The sequence below is a fragment of the Streptomyces sp. ActVer genome (genome assembly GCF_027270795.1).
GTDB classification, from domain to species: domain Bacteria; phylum Actinomycetota; class Actinomycetes; order Streptomycetales; family Streptomycetaceae; genus Streptomyces; species Streptomyces umbrinus_A.
The window spans coordinates 1-17,608 of sequence record NZ_JAPWHT010000200.1; the positions used below are offsets into that span (position 1 = coordinate 1).

14 protein-coding genes are annotated in these 17,608 nt (G+C 70.4%); 1 reads left to right on the top strand and 13 read right to left on the bottom strand.

Annotation, left to right across the window (positions count from 1 at the left end):
- The 12 genes from O3Q52_RS28760 to O3Q52_RS28815 form a co-directional block, all read right to left on the bottom strand.
- Positions 1–360, bottom strand: a 360-nt coding sequence (locus O3Q52_RS28760; RefSeq protein WP_269651606.1) for a zinc ribbon domain-containing protein, incomplete at its 3' end; no start/stop codon positions are given.
- A gap of 3 nt (positions 361–363) precedes the next feature.
- The gene (locus O3Q52_RS28765) at positions 364–3,111 is read right to left on the bottom strand and encodes a serine/threonine-protein kinase (RefSeq protein ID WP_269651607.1); all 2,748 of its coding nucleotides are present in this window, start codon (positions 3,109–3,111) and stop codon (positions 364–366) included.
- Positions 3,108–4,430 (bottom strand): hypothetical protein, encoded by a 1,323-nt coding sequence (locus O3Q52_RS28770; protein WP_269651608.1) that lies wholly within the window; start codon positions 4,428–4,430, stop codon positions 3,108–3,110. The genes O3Q52_RS28765 and O3Q52_RS28770 overlap by 4 nt, the downstream gene beginning before the upstream one ends.
- Before the next feature lie 93 nt (positions 4,431–4,523).
- Positions 4,524–5,531 carry a glutamate ABC transporter substrate-binding protein gene (locus O3Q52_RS28775; RefSeq protein ID WP_269651609.1) on the bottom strand — a complete coding sequence of 336 codons (1,008 nt, stop codon included), beginning with the start codon at positions 5,529–5,531 and terminating at the stop codon, positions 4,524–4,526.
- A gap of 14 nt (positions 5,532–5,545) precedes the next feature.
- Entirely contained in the window at positions 5,546–6,949 is a 1,404-nt protein-coding gene (locus O3Q52_RS28780) for a hypothetical protein (RefSeq protein ID WP_269651618.1), read from the bottom strand.
- A gap of 281 nt (positions 6,950–7,230) precedes the next feature.
- Entirely contained in the window at positions 7,231–8,205 is a 975-nt protein-coding gene (locus tag O3Q52_RS28785; RefSeq protein WP_269651610.1) for an N-acetylglucosamine kinase, read from the bottom strand.
- Positions 8,196–9,461, bottom strand: a complete 1,266-nt coding sequence (locus O3Q52_RS28790) for a 6-phospho-beta-glucosidase (RefSeq protein ID WP_269651611.1) — start codon at positions 9,459–9,461, stop codon at positions 8,196–8,198. Before O3Q52_RS28790 ends, O3Q52_RS28785 begins: the two co-directional genes overlap by 10 nt.
- A 2-nt stretch (positions 9,462–9,463) precedes the next feature.
- Positions 9,464–10,360: a carbohydrate ABC transporter permease gene (locus tag O3Q52_RS28795; RefSeq protein WP_269651612.1), complete on the bottom strand. Its 897-nt coding sequence runs from the start codon at positions 10,358–10,360 to the stop codon at positions 9,464–9,466.
- Between the two features lie 3 nt (positions 10,361–10,363).
- Positions 10,364–11,332, bottom strand: a complete 969-nt coding sequence (locus tag O3Q52_RS28800) for a carbohydrate ABC transporter permease (RefSeq protein ID WP_269651613.1) — start codon at positions 11,330–11,332, stop codon at positions 10,364–10,366.
- Between the two features lie 5 nt (positions 11,333–11,337).
- Positions 11,338–12,666, bottom strand: coding sequence for an ABC transporter substrate-binding protein (locus tag O3Q52_RS28805; RefSeq protein WP_269651614.1), 1,329 nt, complete (start codon positions 12,664–12,666; stop codon positions 11,338–11,340).
- An 80-nt stretch (positions 12,667–12,746) separates the two neighbouring features.
- Entirely contained in the window at positions 12,747–13,958 is a 1,212-nt protein-coding gene (locus O3Q52_RS28810; RefSeq protein ID WP_269651615.1) for an ROK family transcriptional regulator, read from the bottom strand.
- Between the two features lie 285 nt (positions 13,959–14,243).
- Positions 14,244–15,323 carry a mechanosensitive ion channel family protein gene (locus O3Q52_RS28815; RefSeq protein WP_269651616.1) on the bottom strand — a complete coding sequence of 360 codons (1,080 nt, stop codon included), beginning with the start codon at positions 15,321–15,323 and terminating at the stop codon, positions 14,244–14,246.
- Between the two features lie 275 nt (positions 15,324–15,598).
- Here O3Q52_RS28815 and O3Q52_RS28820 point away from each other — a divergent pair, with 275 nt between their 5' ends.
- Complete coding sequence (locus O3Q52_RS28820; protein ID WP_055611422.1) at positions 15,599–16,135, top strand: HNH endonuclease; 537 nt, start codon at positions 15,599–15,601, stop codon at positions 16,133–16,135.
- 197 nt (positions 16,136–16,332) lie between these two features.
- Here O3Q52_RS28820 and O3Q52_RS28825 read toward each other — a convergent pair.
- A partial coding sequence (locus O3Q52_RS28825; RefSeq protein ID WP_269651617.1) for an FtsX-like permease family protein occupies positions 16,333–17,608 on the bottom strand: 1,276 nt, incomplete at its 5' end.

A 17,608-nucleotide genomic window follows, 5' to 3' on the forward strand; every position in this document is an offset into this window, starting at 1 on the left:
AGGTGCGGCGGGGGACGGCGACGGCGGTTGCGCGGCCGACGGCGACGGCGGTTGCGCGGGCCGGTCGAACCGTACGCCCGGGCTGTCGGAGCCGGCCGACTCACGGCCGTCGATGTCCGTCGGCAGGACCACGGGCGCGGGTGTGTCCGAGGTGTCCACCTCGGGGGCGACCGGCCAGTCCACGGACGCCGCGGCCGAAGGGGGCCGCGGCGCAGCCCCGTTGACGGCGACCGTGGGGTTGTCGTCCGGCGGCGCGGGTACGGCGGTCAGGTCGTACCCGCACGCACCGCAGAAACGGTCCCCCGACTCCAGCGGCTCCTCGCAGCTGGGGCAGGCGGCCAGTTGAGGCATCTGCGACATCAATTACACCCACGTCCGGGGGCGGTAGCGGTTGGCGCGCTCCACCAGATCGATCCTCTCCTCGCCACGCTGGGCGAGCCGGGCCAGTGTCCGGTACGAGCGCTCCAGACCGAAGCGCAGGCCCCGCTCGTCCAGGTCGCTGCCGAGCAGTACGGTCCGCGCCCCAGTGCTCGGCGGGGCGGAACCCTGGCTACCGGAGAGTACCCAGTCCAGGGCGCAACCAAGGACCTCTGTGGACAACTGCTCGCGGCGCACCGCGTCCAGACCGTACCCGTCCAGCGCCTCGACCTGGGCCGCGGCCGAGGTCAGGTCGTCCAGGAACGGGGCGTCGGGCACGCCCGCACCGGACAGCCCCGGCCCGGGAACTCCCGTACCGGGCACGCCCGCGGCGGGCACCGCCGTACCGGACGTACCCAGAGCCGGCGGGCCCGGTGGGGGCGGCGCGGTCTCGGCCAGCCGCTGGCGCAGCCGGGCCCGCACGGCGGCCACCCGGGCCGCCGTGTAGTGGATCGACGCCTCCGGCACCGACTCCAGCGTCCGTACGGAGCCACGGCGGTCGCCCGCCGCGAGCTGGACGCGGGCCAGGCCGAACGCGGTGCTCACATAGCTGGGGTCGGTGGTCCACACCAGGCGGTAGTACTCGGCGGCGTTGTCCAGCTGCCCGAGGACCTCCGCGCACACGCCGAGGGCCAGCTTGGGCGCGGGCTCGCCGGGGAACGCGTCGTAGATCGCGTCGAAGGACACCGCCGCGACCTCGTGGTCGCCGGTCGCGAGCGCCGCCACGCCGCGGTACCAGACCACCCGCCAGTCGTCGGGGTGGTCCGACTCCAGGGCTTCGAGGGTCCTGGTCGCCTGGTCGAGCTCGCCCATCTCCAGGCGGGCCCGCAGCTCGCGCAGCCGCAGCTCCAGGGAGCCGGTGGGCGCCGCCTGCAGCGCGGTGATCAGCTCGGCCGGTGCGGACGTCATCAGCCCGGCCAGGAAGCCCGCGTTCGGGTCGCCCGGGTCCACCCGCGGCACCGGCAGTGCGAGGGCCGCGGCGGCGGTGTTCAGCGGCTTGATGAGGGAGGCCTGAGCGGCCGCGGAGGGCGGCGGGAGGAACGGCGTGCCGTTCGGCCCGGCGGTCCCGCTCGCTGCCGTCGCCCCGTTCGTACCGTTCGTCCTGTTCGCCCCGGCCGTCAGCGCGGGCGCGCCCTTCTTGCCCCGTACGGGATCGATCCGCATGCCCAGTCGCGACACGTCGCCGGCCAGTGAGCCGAACAACTCCGTGTCCGTGACCTTCAGTTCGGGTCCGAACAGGGTGGACAGCGAGGGACGGGCGCGGCCCGTCTGCACGGAGACGACCTCGCGCAGCACACCCGTGAGCTGCTCGGCCATCTCCTGCGCGGAGGCGAACCGGCGGGCCGGGTCGGGGTCGGTGGCGCGCACGAGGAGCCGGTAGAAGGACTCGTACGTGCGGAAGACCTCGATGTTGTCGGGGTCGGGCAGGGAGTCCACGAAGACGTTCGTGTAGCCCTGGAAGTCGAAGGTCAGGACCGCCAGCGTGCGGGCGACCGTGTAGAGGTCCGAGGCGACCGACGGGCCGACGTCTGCGACCTCCGGCGCCTGGTAGCCGACCGTGCCGTAGATGGCCGACTCGTCGTCGTCCATCCTGCGCACCGCGCCCATGTCGATCAGCTTGAGCTGATCCTCGGTCTGTATCGCGTTGTCGACCTTGAAGTCGCAGTACAGGAGGTTGCGGCTGTGCAGATGACCGAGGGCCTCAAGCGCCTCGATGCCGTACGCACAGGCCTGCTCCACCGGCAGCGGATCGCGCTTGCCGGTCGCCGTGCGGCGGCCGTTGGCGATCTCCTTGAGGGACTTGCCGCCCACGTACTCCATGACGATGTACCCGTCCAGCGAACCCGTCCGCTGGTCGAGGTGCTCGACGAAATTGTAGATCCGCACGATGTTGGAGTGCTCGATCTCGGCGAGGAAGCGGCGCTCGGAGATCGCGGCCTCCATCGCGTCCTGGTCGCCCGTGTCGAGGAGGCCCTTGAGGACCACCCAGCGGTCGGACACCGCACGGTCGACGGCGAGATAGACCCAGCCGAGCCCGCCGTGCGCGAGGCAGCCCACGACCTCGTACTGACCGTGCACGATGTCACCGGTCTGCAGCTTCGGCACGAACGAGTACGGGTGGCCGCACTTGGTGCAGAAGCCCTCCGTACGGCCGGACCGCTCGCCGCGCGAACGCCCCACCGGCGCACCGCAGTCGGAGCGCGAGCAGAACCGCTTGCGCTCGGGGACCTCGGGGTTCTCCTGGATCATCACACGCGGGTCGGGCCGCGGCACGTCCGGGACCTGCACCAGGCCGACGCCGAGCCGGCCGCGCCCCGAGGACCCGGCGGTCGAGCCGGAACTGCGCACCGACACCGAACGGCCCGTGGTGCGGCCCGACACCGAGCGCGAGAGACGGCCCGACACCGAGCGCCGCGACTGGGACGACCGGGACGAGGCACGTGAGGAGGCGCGGGAGCTGGCGCGCGAACTGGCGCTGCCCGAACCCCGCGAACCGCTCCTGCCGCCCCCGGTGATCCCGGTCGGCGGGGAGCCCACCATGCCGGTCGACGAGACGACCGGGGCCAGACCGCAGGTGTCGCAGTACAGCTCGCCGCCGCCCACGTCCTCGTACGACCCCGAGCAGCCGGGCCGCTGACACGGTTGCTGCGAACTCTGCCCACTCGCTTCGGTGTTGACGTTCTGCTGACTCACGATTCCCCCCTCCGGTCCTGTGGTCCGCCGTGCCCGGGGACCCTGGGCACCAGCACTTCGGCGGCCGCGTGCTGGTAGCGCAGCACCGCCTGTTCCGCCACACGCAGGTCGCAGGGCGCGCTCCACAGCATGCGGCGCGCCGCGTCGTACCGTTCCACCAGCAGCGGGTCCTCGGCGAAGCCGTGCCGGGCGACCTTCGCCTTGTACGCGTCGAGACGGCCGCGCAGCTCCGCGCGGACCGCGAGCGGCGCGGTGACCGCGGTCAACGACTCGCGGGCGCGCAGCAGTTCGTCGTCGGCCTTCGCCTCCAGGGACTCCAGGAGCGGCGAGAGGCGGTGCCACTGGGCGTGCCTGCGGTACTCGGCGGCCGTCGCCAGCTGCTCCTGCAGCGCGGTCGGCGGGCCGCTCACCGCGGGCACCTCGGACGCGGCGATCTTCGCGAGGACCTCGCCACGGGCACTTCGCGCCTCGGCGAGCGTGCGGTCCGCGCGGCTCAGCACGTCCCGCAGCCGCACCAGCCGCGCCTCCGCGTCCTGCCGCACGGTGAGCACCGCGTCGATCTCGCGGCGCACCTCCTCCAGGGCGCGCGCCTCGCGGTCGTAGCGCGTGGTGTCGGGGCGCCCGCCGCCAGGCGCCGAACTGCCCTGCGCGGGCAGCCAGAAGTCCAGCGGATCGGACACCACCCGCTCGCGCAGCACGGTCAGGGTGCGCGTGATCCGCTCCAGGTCGTCGCCCGACGGGTGCTCACCGGGCCGTACGCCCACGGAGTGCGCGAGCTGGCGGGTGCGCTGCAACTCCGCGGCCAGTAAATCGATCCGGGCGGGCAGCGCCGACCACACGGCGTCGGCCGTCACGACCATGTCCAGCGAGGTCGCGTACAACTCGTTCATGCGCTCCACGAGTTCGGCCAGCGAGAAGCTCTCGCTGAGCTTGCCCGTGCCCGCCATCGTGGGCGCGGCTGCCGTCGCGGACGCGCTGCCGGCGACCGTGACGCTCTCGCCGCGCAGCAACTCGGTGAGCTCCACGAGGTCCTCGCGGTTCGACCAGCGTCTGCGCGAGCGGATCTCCCGCGCGGAGCGCAACGCGTCGGCGTACGCGTCGAAGTACGCCCACAGCAGGGAGATCGACGCCTCGGCGGCGCCCCAGCGCTCCTTGGTCGTACCAGTGAGCTCGGCGCCTTCGAGGAGTCTGCGGCCCGCGTGGTCCTGCAGGGCGAGGAGCGAGGTCTCGATGGCCTCGTGCTCCGCGCCGAGCCGCGCCAGCGCACGGTCCACCTCGTCCCGGTCCATCACCGGCCCGGAGGGTCCCGTGTCGCCCATCGATCACCCCTCGCTTCGTGAAGAACTGCGTGAAGAACTTTTGTGAAGTAGCGCGTGAAGACCTGTTCGTGAGGAACTACTGGAACATTCCGGCTACTTGTACTGGACCGCGGGCGGCCCGTCGCCCTTGCCAAGCGTCCCGGCGAGCCAGGTGTCGTACGACTTCTGCCAGTCGGCCTTGCGGTAGTCCACCAGGATCTGGTTGACCCGGCGTATCAGATCGGTTGCGCCCTTCTTCATCGCCACGCCGTAGTACTCGTCCGTGAAGGGCTTGTCCTTGAGCTCGATCGTCGGGTCCTGCGCGGCCTGGCTCGCGGCGAGCGCGCCGTCGGTCACCACGGCGTCGACCTCACCGAGCTGCAGCCGCACCAGGCAGTCGAGTTGGTTCGGCACGACGGTGTCGATGTTGGCGGACTTGGGGATGACGCTTCCCAGGTCAGCTTTCAGTTTGTCGAGGGCGATCGAGCCCGACGCCGAGCAGATCCGCTTGTTCGCGAGCGTGTCGTCGTATCCCTTGATGTCCGACTTCTTCGGGGCGAGCACCTGCTGGCCGGTCTTGAAGTAGGGCGAGGAGAACGCCACGAGACCCAGCCGGTCGCAGTTGATCGTCATGGTGCGCACCACCATGTCGACATCGCCGCGCTGGATCGCCGGGATGCGCTCGTTGGTCGGGATGGCGCGGAAGACGACCTTGTCCGGGTCGCCGAGGATGTCCTGGGCGATCGCGTGCACGAGATCGATGTCGAAGCCTTCCAACTCGGCTTTCTTCGCCTCGCTGTTCGGGTCGCGGTAGCCCCAGCGGTAGCTGTTCTGGTCGACGCCGACCGTCAGGGAGCCCTGCTCCTTGATCTTCTGGATGGTCGCACCGTCCTGGGGGCCGGAGTCCGGTGCCAGGCTCTGGTCCTCGGGGTCCACGCAGTCCTCGGCCCTGGCCTGGGAGCCCTGGGCCACACCCTGGCCGTCGGCGTCCGTGCCGCCGTCCTCGCGGCTCTGGGTCACCGGCAGCAGCAGCGCGAACACCGCCGCCAGGGCGCAGACGACCGCCATCGCACCCACCCCGCCCCAGCCCCTCAGACTGGTCCGCAAACGCCGTGCGTTCATCGTCATGCCCCCTCTCACCGGTACTCCGACAGCCTGCGCCCGATGCCGAGCACCGCGCCGGCCGCGGCCAGCGCCGCGAGGACCGCGGCGCCCACCACAAGGCCGTTCATCGCGCCCCGGCCGTCTCCGGCGGCCTGCTTGAACTCGGTCTCCTCGTGCTCGATCGCCGTGGCCAGAGCCGTGTCGACGTTCCTGAAGCACTCGCCCGTGGGCTTCTTGTCGTTGGAGCCGATCACCCGGTCCAGCGCGCCCTGGTAGTTGCCCAGGTTGTCCTGCGTGCGGGCTTCCTCGTGCCGGTCCTTCCAGACCTTCATGTTGGCCGTCGCGTCCTGGACCGGTTTCTCGCCCGCGCTGTTGTCGGCGAGGCCCTCGGCAGCGGCCAGTTTCGTGGTGAGGGCCTTCATCTGCTGCTCGTAGTCGTAGTCGTACACGTCCACGATGTCCGGTTTCTCGGGCGTGCCCACGTTCCTGGTCTCCGCGCCGCGGGCGACCAGTGTGAGGTTCTCGTTGCCCCGGGCCTTGAGCGAGGCGATCCGGGCGTCGTTGAGCGTGTTCAGCGAGCGGACCGCGTTGTCGTACGAGTCGTTCAGGCCGGCGCGGGCGACGCTGTGGCCGACGACCAGCCACAGCAGGACGACCGTGGAGGCGGCCGTGGCGGCGACCAGGCCGTGGTTCAGCACACGGTTCGTACGGCGGTAGTTGCGGTGCTGGGCCCAGGCGAGGCCGCCGATGGCGAGGACTCCGGTGCCGATCGCGATCCACGGGTAGGGCGTCGCGTCGTCGTAGTCGGCGCGCAGGCGCTGGTTCTCCACCGTGTAGAGACGCTCGGCGTCATCGAGCATCACCTGCATCTTCGAGTTCGCGTACCGGAGGTAGGCGCCGCCCAGGGGGAAGCCCTGGCGGTTGTTGGCCCGGGCGCGCTCCACCAGGCCCTTGTACTCGGGCAGCATCCGGTTCAGCTTGGTGATGGTCTTCTCGGAGGCCGAGCCCGGTTCCGAGTTGGCCGCCGCGGTGACCAGCTTCTCCGCCGCGTTGTCGATGTCCTTCTCGTAGAGGTCGCGGGACGCCTTCGTCTCCTGGCCGCCCGCGAGGAAGCCGCTGGACGCGGCCGTGTTGGCGTCGGCGAGGGAGCGGTAGATCTCCGCCGCGTCGGCGCTCAGCGGCTGGCTGCTGTACAGCACGTCGTCCGCGGCGGCCGAACGGTCCGTCATCTCCCAGGCGGTGACCACCCCGAACGCGACGACGAGGAGGGCGAGCACCGCGCCGATGATGCGCAGCCGCCCGGGCTCGGTGGTCGCCGCGGCACGCAGCTGGTCCACGCCCTCCGCCCACGCCGTACGGCGGGGAGGCCCGGTGTCGGGCACGGCGGAGCGGACCTGCGGCCCGGGCGGCGGAGCCTGAGGCGGCACCGCGGGCATCGTGGGCGCGGGCGCCCCCGGTGGCGCCGCACCGCCCTTCTGCTGATATGTCACTCGACCTCCCCCATGGTCATAGGCCGGTCACCTCCGCCCGGGCGCCAGGAAGCGCGGGCAGAGGTACACGGCCGCAAGTATCGCCGCCGGGACTGACATCCGCACAGGCCTTGCCGCGATCTTGTTCCGATTGCAGCAAGGCCTTGTCCGGATCGCAGCACGGCGAAGATCCCGTACCACCCCTGCCCATGAATACGCCAACCCGAACTGTTCGGTTCCCGGCGCGCTCAGACCCTCTCGTAAAACTCCCGCACGCGGGCGTGCGCCAGGGCCGGGGCACCCTCGTGGTCGAGTCCGAGGAGGGCCGATCCGAGGACCGGACGAGCGATGACGACGCTGGGTACGGCCTTGGGGGCGCGCTCGGCCAGCAGTTCCCTTATCCGGTCGTCGAGTTGGGGGTGGCGGGCGGCCAGGACGCCCCCGCCGAGCAGGACCGGGGTCTCCTCGTCGAGCAGGTCGAGACGGGTCAGGGCGACGACCGACATGGACGTGACCTCGTCCGCGAGCCGGTCGACGAGCGCGCGGGCGACCGGGTCGCCGTCCGTCGCCGTGGCGAACAGCACCGGCGTCAGCTCGTGACGTCGTGCGTGCTCGATGTGTTCCAGGTGCAGGGCCTCGATCAGCGCGTACATGGAGTCGAGGCCGAAGTGCGCGGGCAGGGTGCGGGCCAGCGCGGTCGGACCGCCCCGCCCGTCCTCGGCCCGCGCCCCGTGCCACAGGGCCTCCTCGGCCAGGCCCCAGCCGCCGCCCCAGTCACCGGAGATGCGGCCCAGGGCGGGGAAGCGGGCGACCCGGCCGTCGGGCCGCATGCCCACGCAGTTGATGCCCGCCCCGCACACCACGGCCACCCCGCGTGGTTCCTCCACGCCGGCCCGCAGGATCGCGAAGGTGTCGTTTCGGACCTCCACCGTCGTGCCCCACGCGCGCGCGTGCAGCGCGGCGGCCAACTGCTCCTCCTCCACGGGCAGATCGGCGTTGGCCAGACACGCCGAGACATGGTTCACGGAGTCGACGCCCGCCGCGGCGAAGGCCCGGCCGACGGCGCCCGCGACCGTGTCGACCGCCTCCCGGATGCCGACGACGGGCGGCCGGAACCCGCCGGCGCGTGCCGTGGCGAGCACGCTCCCGTCGTCCGCCACGACCGCGACGTCGGTCTTGCTGTTCCCCGCGTCGACGGCGAGGACCCGTGCGGTCACGCCCACGCGAGGTGCTCCCGGTTGTGCGCGATCAGCCGGTCGGTGAGGCCCTCGGCGTACGCGTACTGGCCCACCAGGGGATGTGCGAGCAGCGCCCGGAACACCCGCTCGCGTCCCCCGCGCAGCGCGGCCTCCAGAGCCAGGTCCTCGTACGCGGTGACGTTGGCCATCAGCCCCGCGTACAGCGGGTCCACCGGGGCCACCGGCAGCGGGGTCGCCCCCGAGTGCCCGATCGCGGCCTGCACCTCGATCACGGCGTCGTCGGGCAGGAACGGCAGCGTCCCGCGGTTGTACGTGTTGACGACCTGGTACGTGCTCCCGCCCCCGCCCAGCAGCGACGCGGCGAGGTCGACGGCCGCCTCCGAGTAGTACGCCCCGCCCCTCTTGGCGAGCAGCTCAGGCTTCTCGTCCAGCTCCGGGTCGCCGTACATCTTCAGCAACTCCCGCTCCATCTCCGCCACTTCCGCGGCCCGCGACGGCTTCGTACCCAGTTCTCGTACGACCTCGTCGTGCGCGTAGAAGTAGCGCAGGTAGTAGGACGGGACGACGCCCAGCCGGTCGAGGATGTCGCGCGGCATGCGCAGGGTGTCGGCGAGGGTGTCGCCGTGCTCGGCGAGCAGCTTGGGCAGGACGTTCTCGCCCTCGGGGCCGCCGAGGCGCACACCGGTCTCCCACGTGAGGTGGTTGAGGCCCACATGGTCCAGGTGCACATCGGCAGGGGTGACCCCCAGCATTCCGGCGAACCTCCGCTGGAATCCGATCGCCACGTTGCACAGTCCGACCGCCTTGTGACCGGCCTGGAGCAGGGCTCGGGTCACGATGCCGACGGGGTTGGTGAAGTCGATGATCCAGGCGTCCGGGTTGGCACGCCGTACGCGCTCGGCGATGTCGAGCACCACCGGGACCGTACGCAGCGCCTTGGCGAGGCCGCCGGCGCCGGTCGTCTCCTGGCCGACGCAGCCGCACTCCAGCGGCCAGGTCTCGTCCTCGTTGCGGGCGGCCTGCCCGCCGACGCGGAGCTGGAGCAGCACCGCGTCGGCGCCCTCGACACCCGCGTCGAGATCGTCGGTCGTGGTGACGCGCCCGGGGTGCCCCTGCTTGGCGAAGATGCGCCGGGCCAGGCCGCCGACGAGTTCCAGCCGGTCGAGGGCGGGGTCGACGAGCACCAGCTCCTCTATGGGCAGGGTGTCCCTCAGCCTCGCGAATCCGTCGATGAGTTCAGGGGTGTAGGTGGAGCCCCCGCCCACTACTGCGAGTTTCATTCTCAGCCCTTCACTCCGGTGAGTGTGACGCCCTCGACGAACGCCTTCTGCGCGAAGAAGAACACGAGGATCACGGGGGCCATGACCAGGACGGTCGCGGCCATCGTCAGATTCCAGTCGGTGTGGTGCGCGCCCTTGAAGGACTCCAGGCCGTAGCTCAGGGTCCAGGCGCCGGGATTCTCGGACGCGTAGATCTGCGGTCCGAAGTAGTCGTTCCAGGCGTAGAAGAACTGGAAGAGCGCGACGGCGGCGATGCCCGGTTTGGCCATCGGCAGGACGACCTTCAGCAGGGTTTTGAAGTCCCCGCAGCCGTCGACCTTCGCCGCGTCGATGTACTCGTTCGGGATCGTCATCAGGAACTGCCGCAGCAGGAAGATCGAGAACGCGTCCCCGAACGCCATCGGGATGATCAGCGGCCACAGGGTGCCCGACAGATCCAGCTGCTTCGCCCAGAACAGGTACATCGGGATGATGATGACCTGCGGCGGCAGCATCATCATCGAGATGACCAGCATCAACGACAGGTTCCGGCCGCGGAAGCGGAACTTGGCGAGCGCGTACGCCACCGGAATGCTGGACACCACCGTCAGGACGGTGCCGCCACCCGCGTACAGAAGGGTGTTCTTCCACCAGGTGAGGAAGCCGGGCGTGTCGAAGACCTTCGCGTAGTTGCCCCACTCCCAGGTGTCCGGGACCAGGTCCCTGGTGAGGGTCTGGTTGTCGCTCATCAGGGAGGTGAGGACGACGAACACGAAGGGCAGTACGAAGAACAGCGCGGCCGCGACGCCGAGCGCGTGCACGGCGATCCATTCGAGGAGGGCCTTGCGACGGGCGGTCCGCTCGGCGGGTGTGACCGGCGGCGCCCCCAACTCCACGGGCTTGTCGAGTACTTGGGTCATGGGTCAGTCACCTGCCTGGATGAGACCGCCCCGGCGCCGCATCAGGAACGCGGTGAACACCATGGACAGGGCGAACAGCACCAGCGCGACCACGCACGCGGAGCCGTAGTCGAAGCGCTGGAAGCCGAGGTTGTAGACGAGCTGCGGCAGGGTGAGCGTCGACTTGTCGGGGTATCCCGGTTCGAACTGCTGGCCCGAGCCGCCGATGATCCCGGAGGCGACCTTCCCCGCGACCAGCGGCTGTGTGTAGTACTGCATCGTCTGGATCACGCCGGTGACCACCGCGAACATCACGATCGGTGAGATGTTCGGCAGCGTCACGAAGCGGAACCGGTGCCAGGCGGACGCGCCGTCCAGCTCGGCGGCCTCGTACTGCTCCTTCGGTACGTCGAGCAGCGCGGCCATGAAGATGACCATCAGGTCGCCGACGCCCCAGAGGGCCAGCATGGTGAGGGCGGGCTTGGACCACGTGGCGTCCGTGAACCAGCCGGGCGTCGGCAGGCCGAGGTCGCCGAGGACCGAGTTGACCGGCCCCGTCCCCGGATTGAGCAGGAAGACGAAGGCCAGCGTCGCCGCGACGGGCGGCGCCAGGTAGGGCAGGTAGAAGAGGGTGCGGAACACACCCGTGCCCGTCCTGATCTTCGTGATCAACAGGCCGATGCCCAGGCCGAAGGCGACCCGCAGGGTGACCATGACGACCACCAGCCACAGGGTGTTGCGCAGCGCCGGCCAGAACATGGGGTAGTCGTTGAAGACGTAGTTCCAGTTCTCCAGACCCCGGAAGACGGGGACACCGAAGCCGTCGTACTTCATGAAGGAGAAGTACACGGTCGAGATCAGCGGATACGCGAAGAAGACGCTGAAGCCGATCAGCCACGGCGACATGAACGCGGCCGTACGCAGTGCTTGTTTCCTGCGCTTCGCCACAAGGCCGGACCGGCGGCGCTTCGCACGCAGAGTGAGCGTGGACATCGGTGCTACTTCGCCTGCTCGATGTCACGGTCGATCTGGTCGGCCGTCTTCTTCAGACCGGCCTTCAGATCCTTCGCCTTGCCGGACTCGTACTGGTAGCCGAAGTCCTGAAGGGTCGTCTGGTACGTCGAGCCGTTGACGGAGGCCGGCGGGGTGTTGGAGTTCGGGTTCTGCGCGATGTCCAGGAACGTCTTGAAACCGGGGTCGACCGTCAGGTCGGGCGACTTCAGCGCGGCGAACGTGGACGGCACGTTGCGGATGGCGTTGGCGAAGGCGACGACGGCCGCGGTGTCGGTCGTCATGTACTTCACCAGCTCCCAGGCCGCGTTCTGCTTCTTGCTCTGCGGCGCGATGCCCATGACCGTGCCGGACAGGAAGCCCTTGCCGTACTCGTCGACCTCGTCGTCGGCGACGGGCATGGGAGCCGTGCCGATGTCGAACTTCACGCCCGCGTCCTTGGCCATGCCGAGCCGCCACTCGCCGTCGAGCTGCATGGCCACCTGGCCGGTCTGGAAGGGGTGCTTGGCGCCCCACTCGTCGCCGAAGGTGTTGCGGTACTTCTCCAGCTTCTGGAAGCCGCCGAGGCTGTCGACGAGCTTCTTCTGGTACGTGAACATCTCGGCGAACGCCGGGTCCTCGGCGATGCTGGACTTGCCGTCCTTGTCGAAGTAGGCGTGGTCCCACTGCGACATGTAGTGGTCCACGACGGTCTCGTAGCCGTGGTAGTTCGGCATGAAGCCGAGCTGCTCGTACGAGTCGCCCTTGGACTTCGTCAGCTTCTTGGCGACCTCGGTGAACTCGGACCACGTCTTCGGCGGCGCCTTGATGCCGGCCTTCTTGAAGGCGTCCTTGTTGTAGTAGAGGCCGTACGCGTCGCCCAGCAGCGGCATCGCGCAGCGCTTGCCCTCGAACTGGGTGTACTCAAGCATCGGCTTCGGAATGATCTTGTCGAGGTCGAGCTTCGACTTCTCGATGAACGGCTTGAGGTCGGCGAAGGCGCCGGACGAACAGAACTTGCCGATGTTGGACGTGGTGAACGACGACACCACGTCGGGTCCGCTGGAACCACCCGCGCGCAGCGCCTGGTTGAGCTTGTCGTCGTTGATGTTGCCGACGACCTTCACCTTGATGTTGGGGTGTTCCTTCTCGAAGCGGTCGATGTTCGCCTGGATGGCCTTGACCTCGGCGGGAGCGCTCCAGCCGTGCCAGAACGTGATCGTGGTCGACGCGTTCGGGTCGTCCGTGGCGCCGGTGTCCGACTGACCGGTACAGGCGGTGGTGAGAAGGGCTATCGAGGCGGCGGCGAGCACCGCTTTCCTGGGCATTTCGGGCATGGCGAAGTCTCCCTGGGGCGGGACGGGGTGTGGGACGGGTTGTGTACGGAGATGTGCGGGGGAGGCGTGCGGGGTCGTGCTCAGCGCGAGGTGTCGAAGGCCTCGTCGCGGGTGGCCGCGAGCGCGCTCTCCAACGCGCCGCGCAGCACGGGGTGTTCGTCGACATCGCCGACCACGAGGCGCGGCCGGGGTGCGGCCAGCTCCTCCAGTTCGGCCTGCACCAGGGCGCGCAGCAGTTCGCCGCCCCTGGTGAGCGAGGCGCCGCTGAGGACGACGAGTTCGGGGTCGAGGACGGAGACGAGCGAGGCGAGACCGGTGGCGAGCCCCGTCGCGTACGTCTCCAGGAGCTGCCGGTGGGCTCCCGCGTTGATGTCCGCCGCCTGCTCGACGAGCGCGGCGGCGACTTCGGCGTACGGCCCGGTCGGCAGGGGTTGGATGCCGAGTTCACGGGCGAGTTTCGGGATGGCCTGGGAGCCGGCCAGCTCCTGGTAGCCACCGCTGTTGGCCTTGGTGACGTGCCGCACGAGCGGCGCGCCGGGTACGGGGAGGAAGCCGACCTCGCCCGCGCCGCCGGTCCAGCCGCGGTGCAGGCGTCCGCCGAGGACGAGCGCGGCACCGAGGCCGCCCTCGTTCCACAGCAGTACGAAGTCCTCGTGGCCCCGGGCCGCACCGAGCCGCTGCTCGGCTATGGCGACGAGGTTGACGTCGTTCTCGTACTCGACGGGCATCGGCAGTGTGGCCGCGAGCTCGTCGAGCAGGGCGGGGGAGTGCCACCCGGGGAGGTGGGAGGCGTAGCGCAGCCGTCCCGTGTTGGGGTCGAACGCGCCGGGGGTGCCGATGACGAGCCGCTGGATGTCGGCCCGGACCAGACCCGCCGCCTTCACGGCGCCGTCGAGGGCGTCGGTGACCTGCCGTACGACGGTCTGTCCTGCGCGACGGCCGGGGGTGAGCAGTTCGTACTCTCCCACCGTCCGCCCGGTCACATCGGCGACGGCGGCGAGGATCCGCTCGGGCGTCACGTCGAGACCGGCGGCGTAGGCGGCGGCCGGGTTCACCGCGTACAGCTGTGCGTTGGGCCCCGGCCGGCCCTCGCTGGTGCCGGTGACGAGGACGAGCCCCGCCGCCTCCAGCCGGGCCAGCAGCTGCGAAGCGGTCGGCTTCGACAGGCCGGTCAGCTTGCCGATCCGCGTCCGGGACAACGGCCCGTGCTCCAGCAGGAGATCGAGTGCGGCACGGTCGTTCATGGTGCGCAGAACGCGAGGGGTGCCCGGCGTACCGGCGGTTCCTGCCATGAGTGTCGACACCTGCCTTTCGGCTGCCCAGCTTCCCAGTGCTGCCACCGGGAAGTCCACCGCGGAATCACTGTTAGGAAACTTTCCTATCGGTGGGAGGAAGGTAGGCCCGGGGCGGGGGACGCGTCAATACCGGCCACTGTCGGGCAATGAAGTCGTTACCCGGCGGATGTCGAGGGGACACGCGACCCGGCGGACAGTGGGGACACGCGTGTGGGGCGGCACCCGGAGTGACCCGGATACCGCCCCACAGAGGCCGGTGCGCGTATGAGAAAGCTCTCGCCCCTACTTCGTCACATTCGTCGGTACCGCCGCCGGCGCTATGGGGGACGCCGTCTGCGACTGGGGGGACGCGGAGTTGGAGTAGGCCGACGGGGCCGCCATGCCCGCCGTCGGGTCGGGGGCGGCCTCCTCGTCCTGCTGGGCGGGGAGGCCGCCGACGATGCGGATGCCGGCCCCGTCGAGGGCGTGCTTGATGCGCCAGCGGAGTTCGCGCTCCACGCTCAGCGCCTTGCCGGGCATCGTCTTGGCGGAGACGTGGACGACCATCGAGTCGAGAAGGACGCTGTCGAGGCCGAGGACCTCGATGGGACCCCAGAGGCGTTCGTTCCAGGGCTCGGCCTTGCTCATGTCCTCGCCGACCTGGTTGAGGAGCGTCTTCACCCGGTCCAGGTCCTCCGAGGGGTGGACCGTGACGTCGACACCGGCCGTGGCCCAGCCCTGGGAGAGGTTGCCGATGCGCTTGACCTCGCCGTTGCGGACGTACCAGATCTCGCCGTTGTCGCCGCGGAGCTTGGTGACGCGCAGGCCCACCTCGATGACCTCGCCGGAGGCGACGCCCGCGTCGACCGTGTCGCCCACGCCGTACTGGTCCTCCAGGATCATGAAGACGCCGGAGAGGAAGTCCGTGACCAGGTTGCGGGCGCCGAAACCGATGGCCACGCCCGCCACACCGGCGGAGGCCAGCAGCGGGGCCAGGTTGATCTCGAACGTGCCGAGGATCATCAGCGCGGCCGTGCTCATGATCGCGAAGGACGCGACCGAGCGGAGCACCGAACCGATGGCCTGGGACCGCTGACGACGCCGTTCGACGTTGACCAGGAGGCCGCCGAGGGCCGTCCCGTCGACCGCCTGGGCCGTACGGTTCATGCGGTCTATGAACTTCGTGATGGTCCGCCGAATGACCACTCTCAGCACGGCCGCTATCACCAGGATCAGCAGCACGCGCAGGCCGATGCTGAGCCATGTGGACCAGTTCTGCTCGACCCAGCTCGCGGCGTTGTTCGCGCTTTCCTGGGCGTCCTGGAGCGATGGCGCCGTCGGTTCCTCGGTGGGATCGGCGGCCGACAGGACGGACAAGAACACGGCAGGTACCTCCAGGCGTAGCGGTCCGCCCGCGGCAGGGACATCGGAATAGGGGCACCGACGGGCAGAACCACCACACTAACGGGGCAGCATGTGCGGATCGTTGCAATGTTCGAGGGAGAGACTGTGCTCACCTGGGGATGAAGAGGGTGTGGTCGAAAACACTCCCAGCCCGTTACCGGGACATGGTGGCGCTTCCACCAGGCATGAGGGGAGACTGACTGCAGATCGTCCCGGCGCGAGCCACGCGCCGCCGGCGTACAAGGAGGCCATCCGTGCCGCATGTCCTGGTCCTCAACGCGTCGTACGAGCCCCTCGGCGTCGTACCGCTCCGCCGCGCGCTCGTCCTCGTCCTCGAGAACAAGGCTGTCTGCCTCGAGGAATCCGGCGCCTTTATGCATAGTGCAACCGTTACTGTCCCCGCACCCAGCGTGGTCCGGCTGAAGAGGTTCGTACGGGTCCCTTACCGGGGGCCCGTTCCGCTGACCCGTCGGGCGCTGTTCGCCCGCGACGGCGGCCGGTGCATGTACTGCGGTGGCGTCGCAACCAGCGTCGACCACGTCATCCCGCGCAGTCGCGGGGGTCAGCACGTCTGGGACAACGTGGTGGCGTCCTGCCGCCGCTGCAACCACGTCAAGGCCGACCGTCACCTGGTCGAGATCGGCTGGCGCCTGCGCCATAAACCGGCCCCGCCGACGGGGCTCGCTTGGCGCATCATCGGAACCGGGCATAGGGACCCGCGCTGGCTGCCATACCTGCAGCCGTACGGCGCGGAGGACGCGATGGCCCGGATCGACGGCATTTCCGCCTGACGATCCGGGCCTTCGTCTTGCCTTGTGCGGGCCGGTTCCGCCCCTTCGGCGCGGACCGGTCCGCCGTCTCCTTCGTGCGCCGGCCCGCCGTTTCTTCCAGCTTTTCCGTCTTTTCCGGCTCTCCGGGAAGTCCCCTCGCGCCTCCCGGAGAACCGGAGTTCTGCGGGGCGCCGGGCGGCCCGGGCCGCCCGGCGCGGCTAGGCGAAGCGCAGCTCCGCCGGGTGCACCGAACGGCGCAGCAGGGGCAGGGAGGTGGCGGCGGCGAGGAGGCAGGCCGCGTAGACGGCCACCGGCACGAGCAGCGGCACCACCATCGGGATGCTCGCAGCGTCCACGACGCTTCCGTACGCGATGTACACCGCCGCGCCGCCGAAGCCCGCGAGCAGCATCGCCGGGGCCAGCGGCAGCGCGGTCTCAAGGAGCAGCGCCCGGCCCAGCACCTTCTGCGGTACGCCCGCCGCGGCCTGCGCGGCGAGGCCCCGGCGCCGGATGGCGAGCGACTCGGCGGTGCCCACGGCAAGACCGCCCAGGCTGATCAGCAGCGCGATCAGGACGGCGGCGCCCGCCAGGTCGGCGCCGGTGGTGTAGAACGCCAAGTCCTCGGGGCTGTGGGGCAGGCCCTGCTCCGGGTGATGCACGGAGTGGAGGAAGATCTGGCGCACGCCCACGAAGCCGACACCCACGACGGCCACCAGGAGTACGGCCGCGTTGGTGCGCGCGGTGGCCCACGGGTCGGCCCGGAGCCGTTCGGCGGCGATCAGGACCGCGGGGTTTCCGGTCCGGGCGGCGAGCCGCCTGCCGATGGTCCGTGCGGTGATCCCGGCAACCGCCACCGAGCCCGCACCGGTCAGCGCCACCGCGGAGAACACCAGCAGCGGGAACGAGGTGGCCCCCGGTCCGGTGCTCCGCATGACGATCAGCAGGGCAGCCAGGCCCACCAGTACCGTCGGCACCACAAGGGTGAGGGTGGCGACCCGGCCGTGGCGCGGCCGCACCCGGCGCACCCGGCCGAGCGGTGAGGCCACGACCCGGCGCAGCGCGACCACACTCACCAGCACGGCGAGGAGGGGCACGCCGAACGCCACCAGGGCGAAGCCGCCCCAGGCCGGCAGCGGAAGCTGCTGCCGCAACAGGCTCACCATGAGGAGCGCGCAGAACACCGAGGCGACGGCCGACCCCAGCAGACAGGCGAGGCCGGCCTCCAGGGCCGCGATGCGCCGCACCTGCCTCGGCGTCGCCCCGGCGAGGCGCAGCCCGGCCAGCCTGCGGTCGCGGTGCACGGCGCCGATGCGTGCGCACTGGCCGAGGAAGCCGAGCACCGGCACCCACAGGAGCAGCAGCGTGACGATCACCCCGGCGCGCTGCCCAGGCTGGTTCAGGAGACCGTGAAAGTACGAGGTGGACACCTGCCCCTCCACCGAGGCGACCGCGACCGCCGCGAACCCGAGGCCGGTGGCGAACGCGGCCCCCACC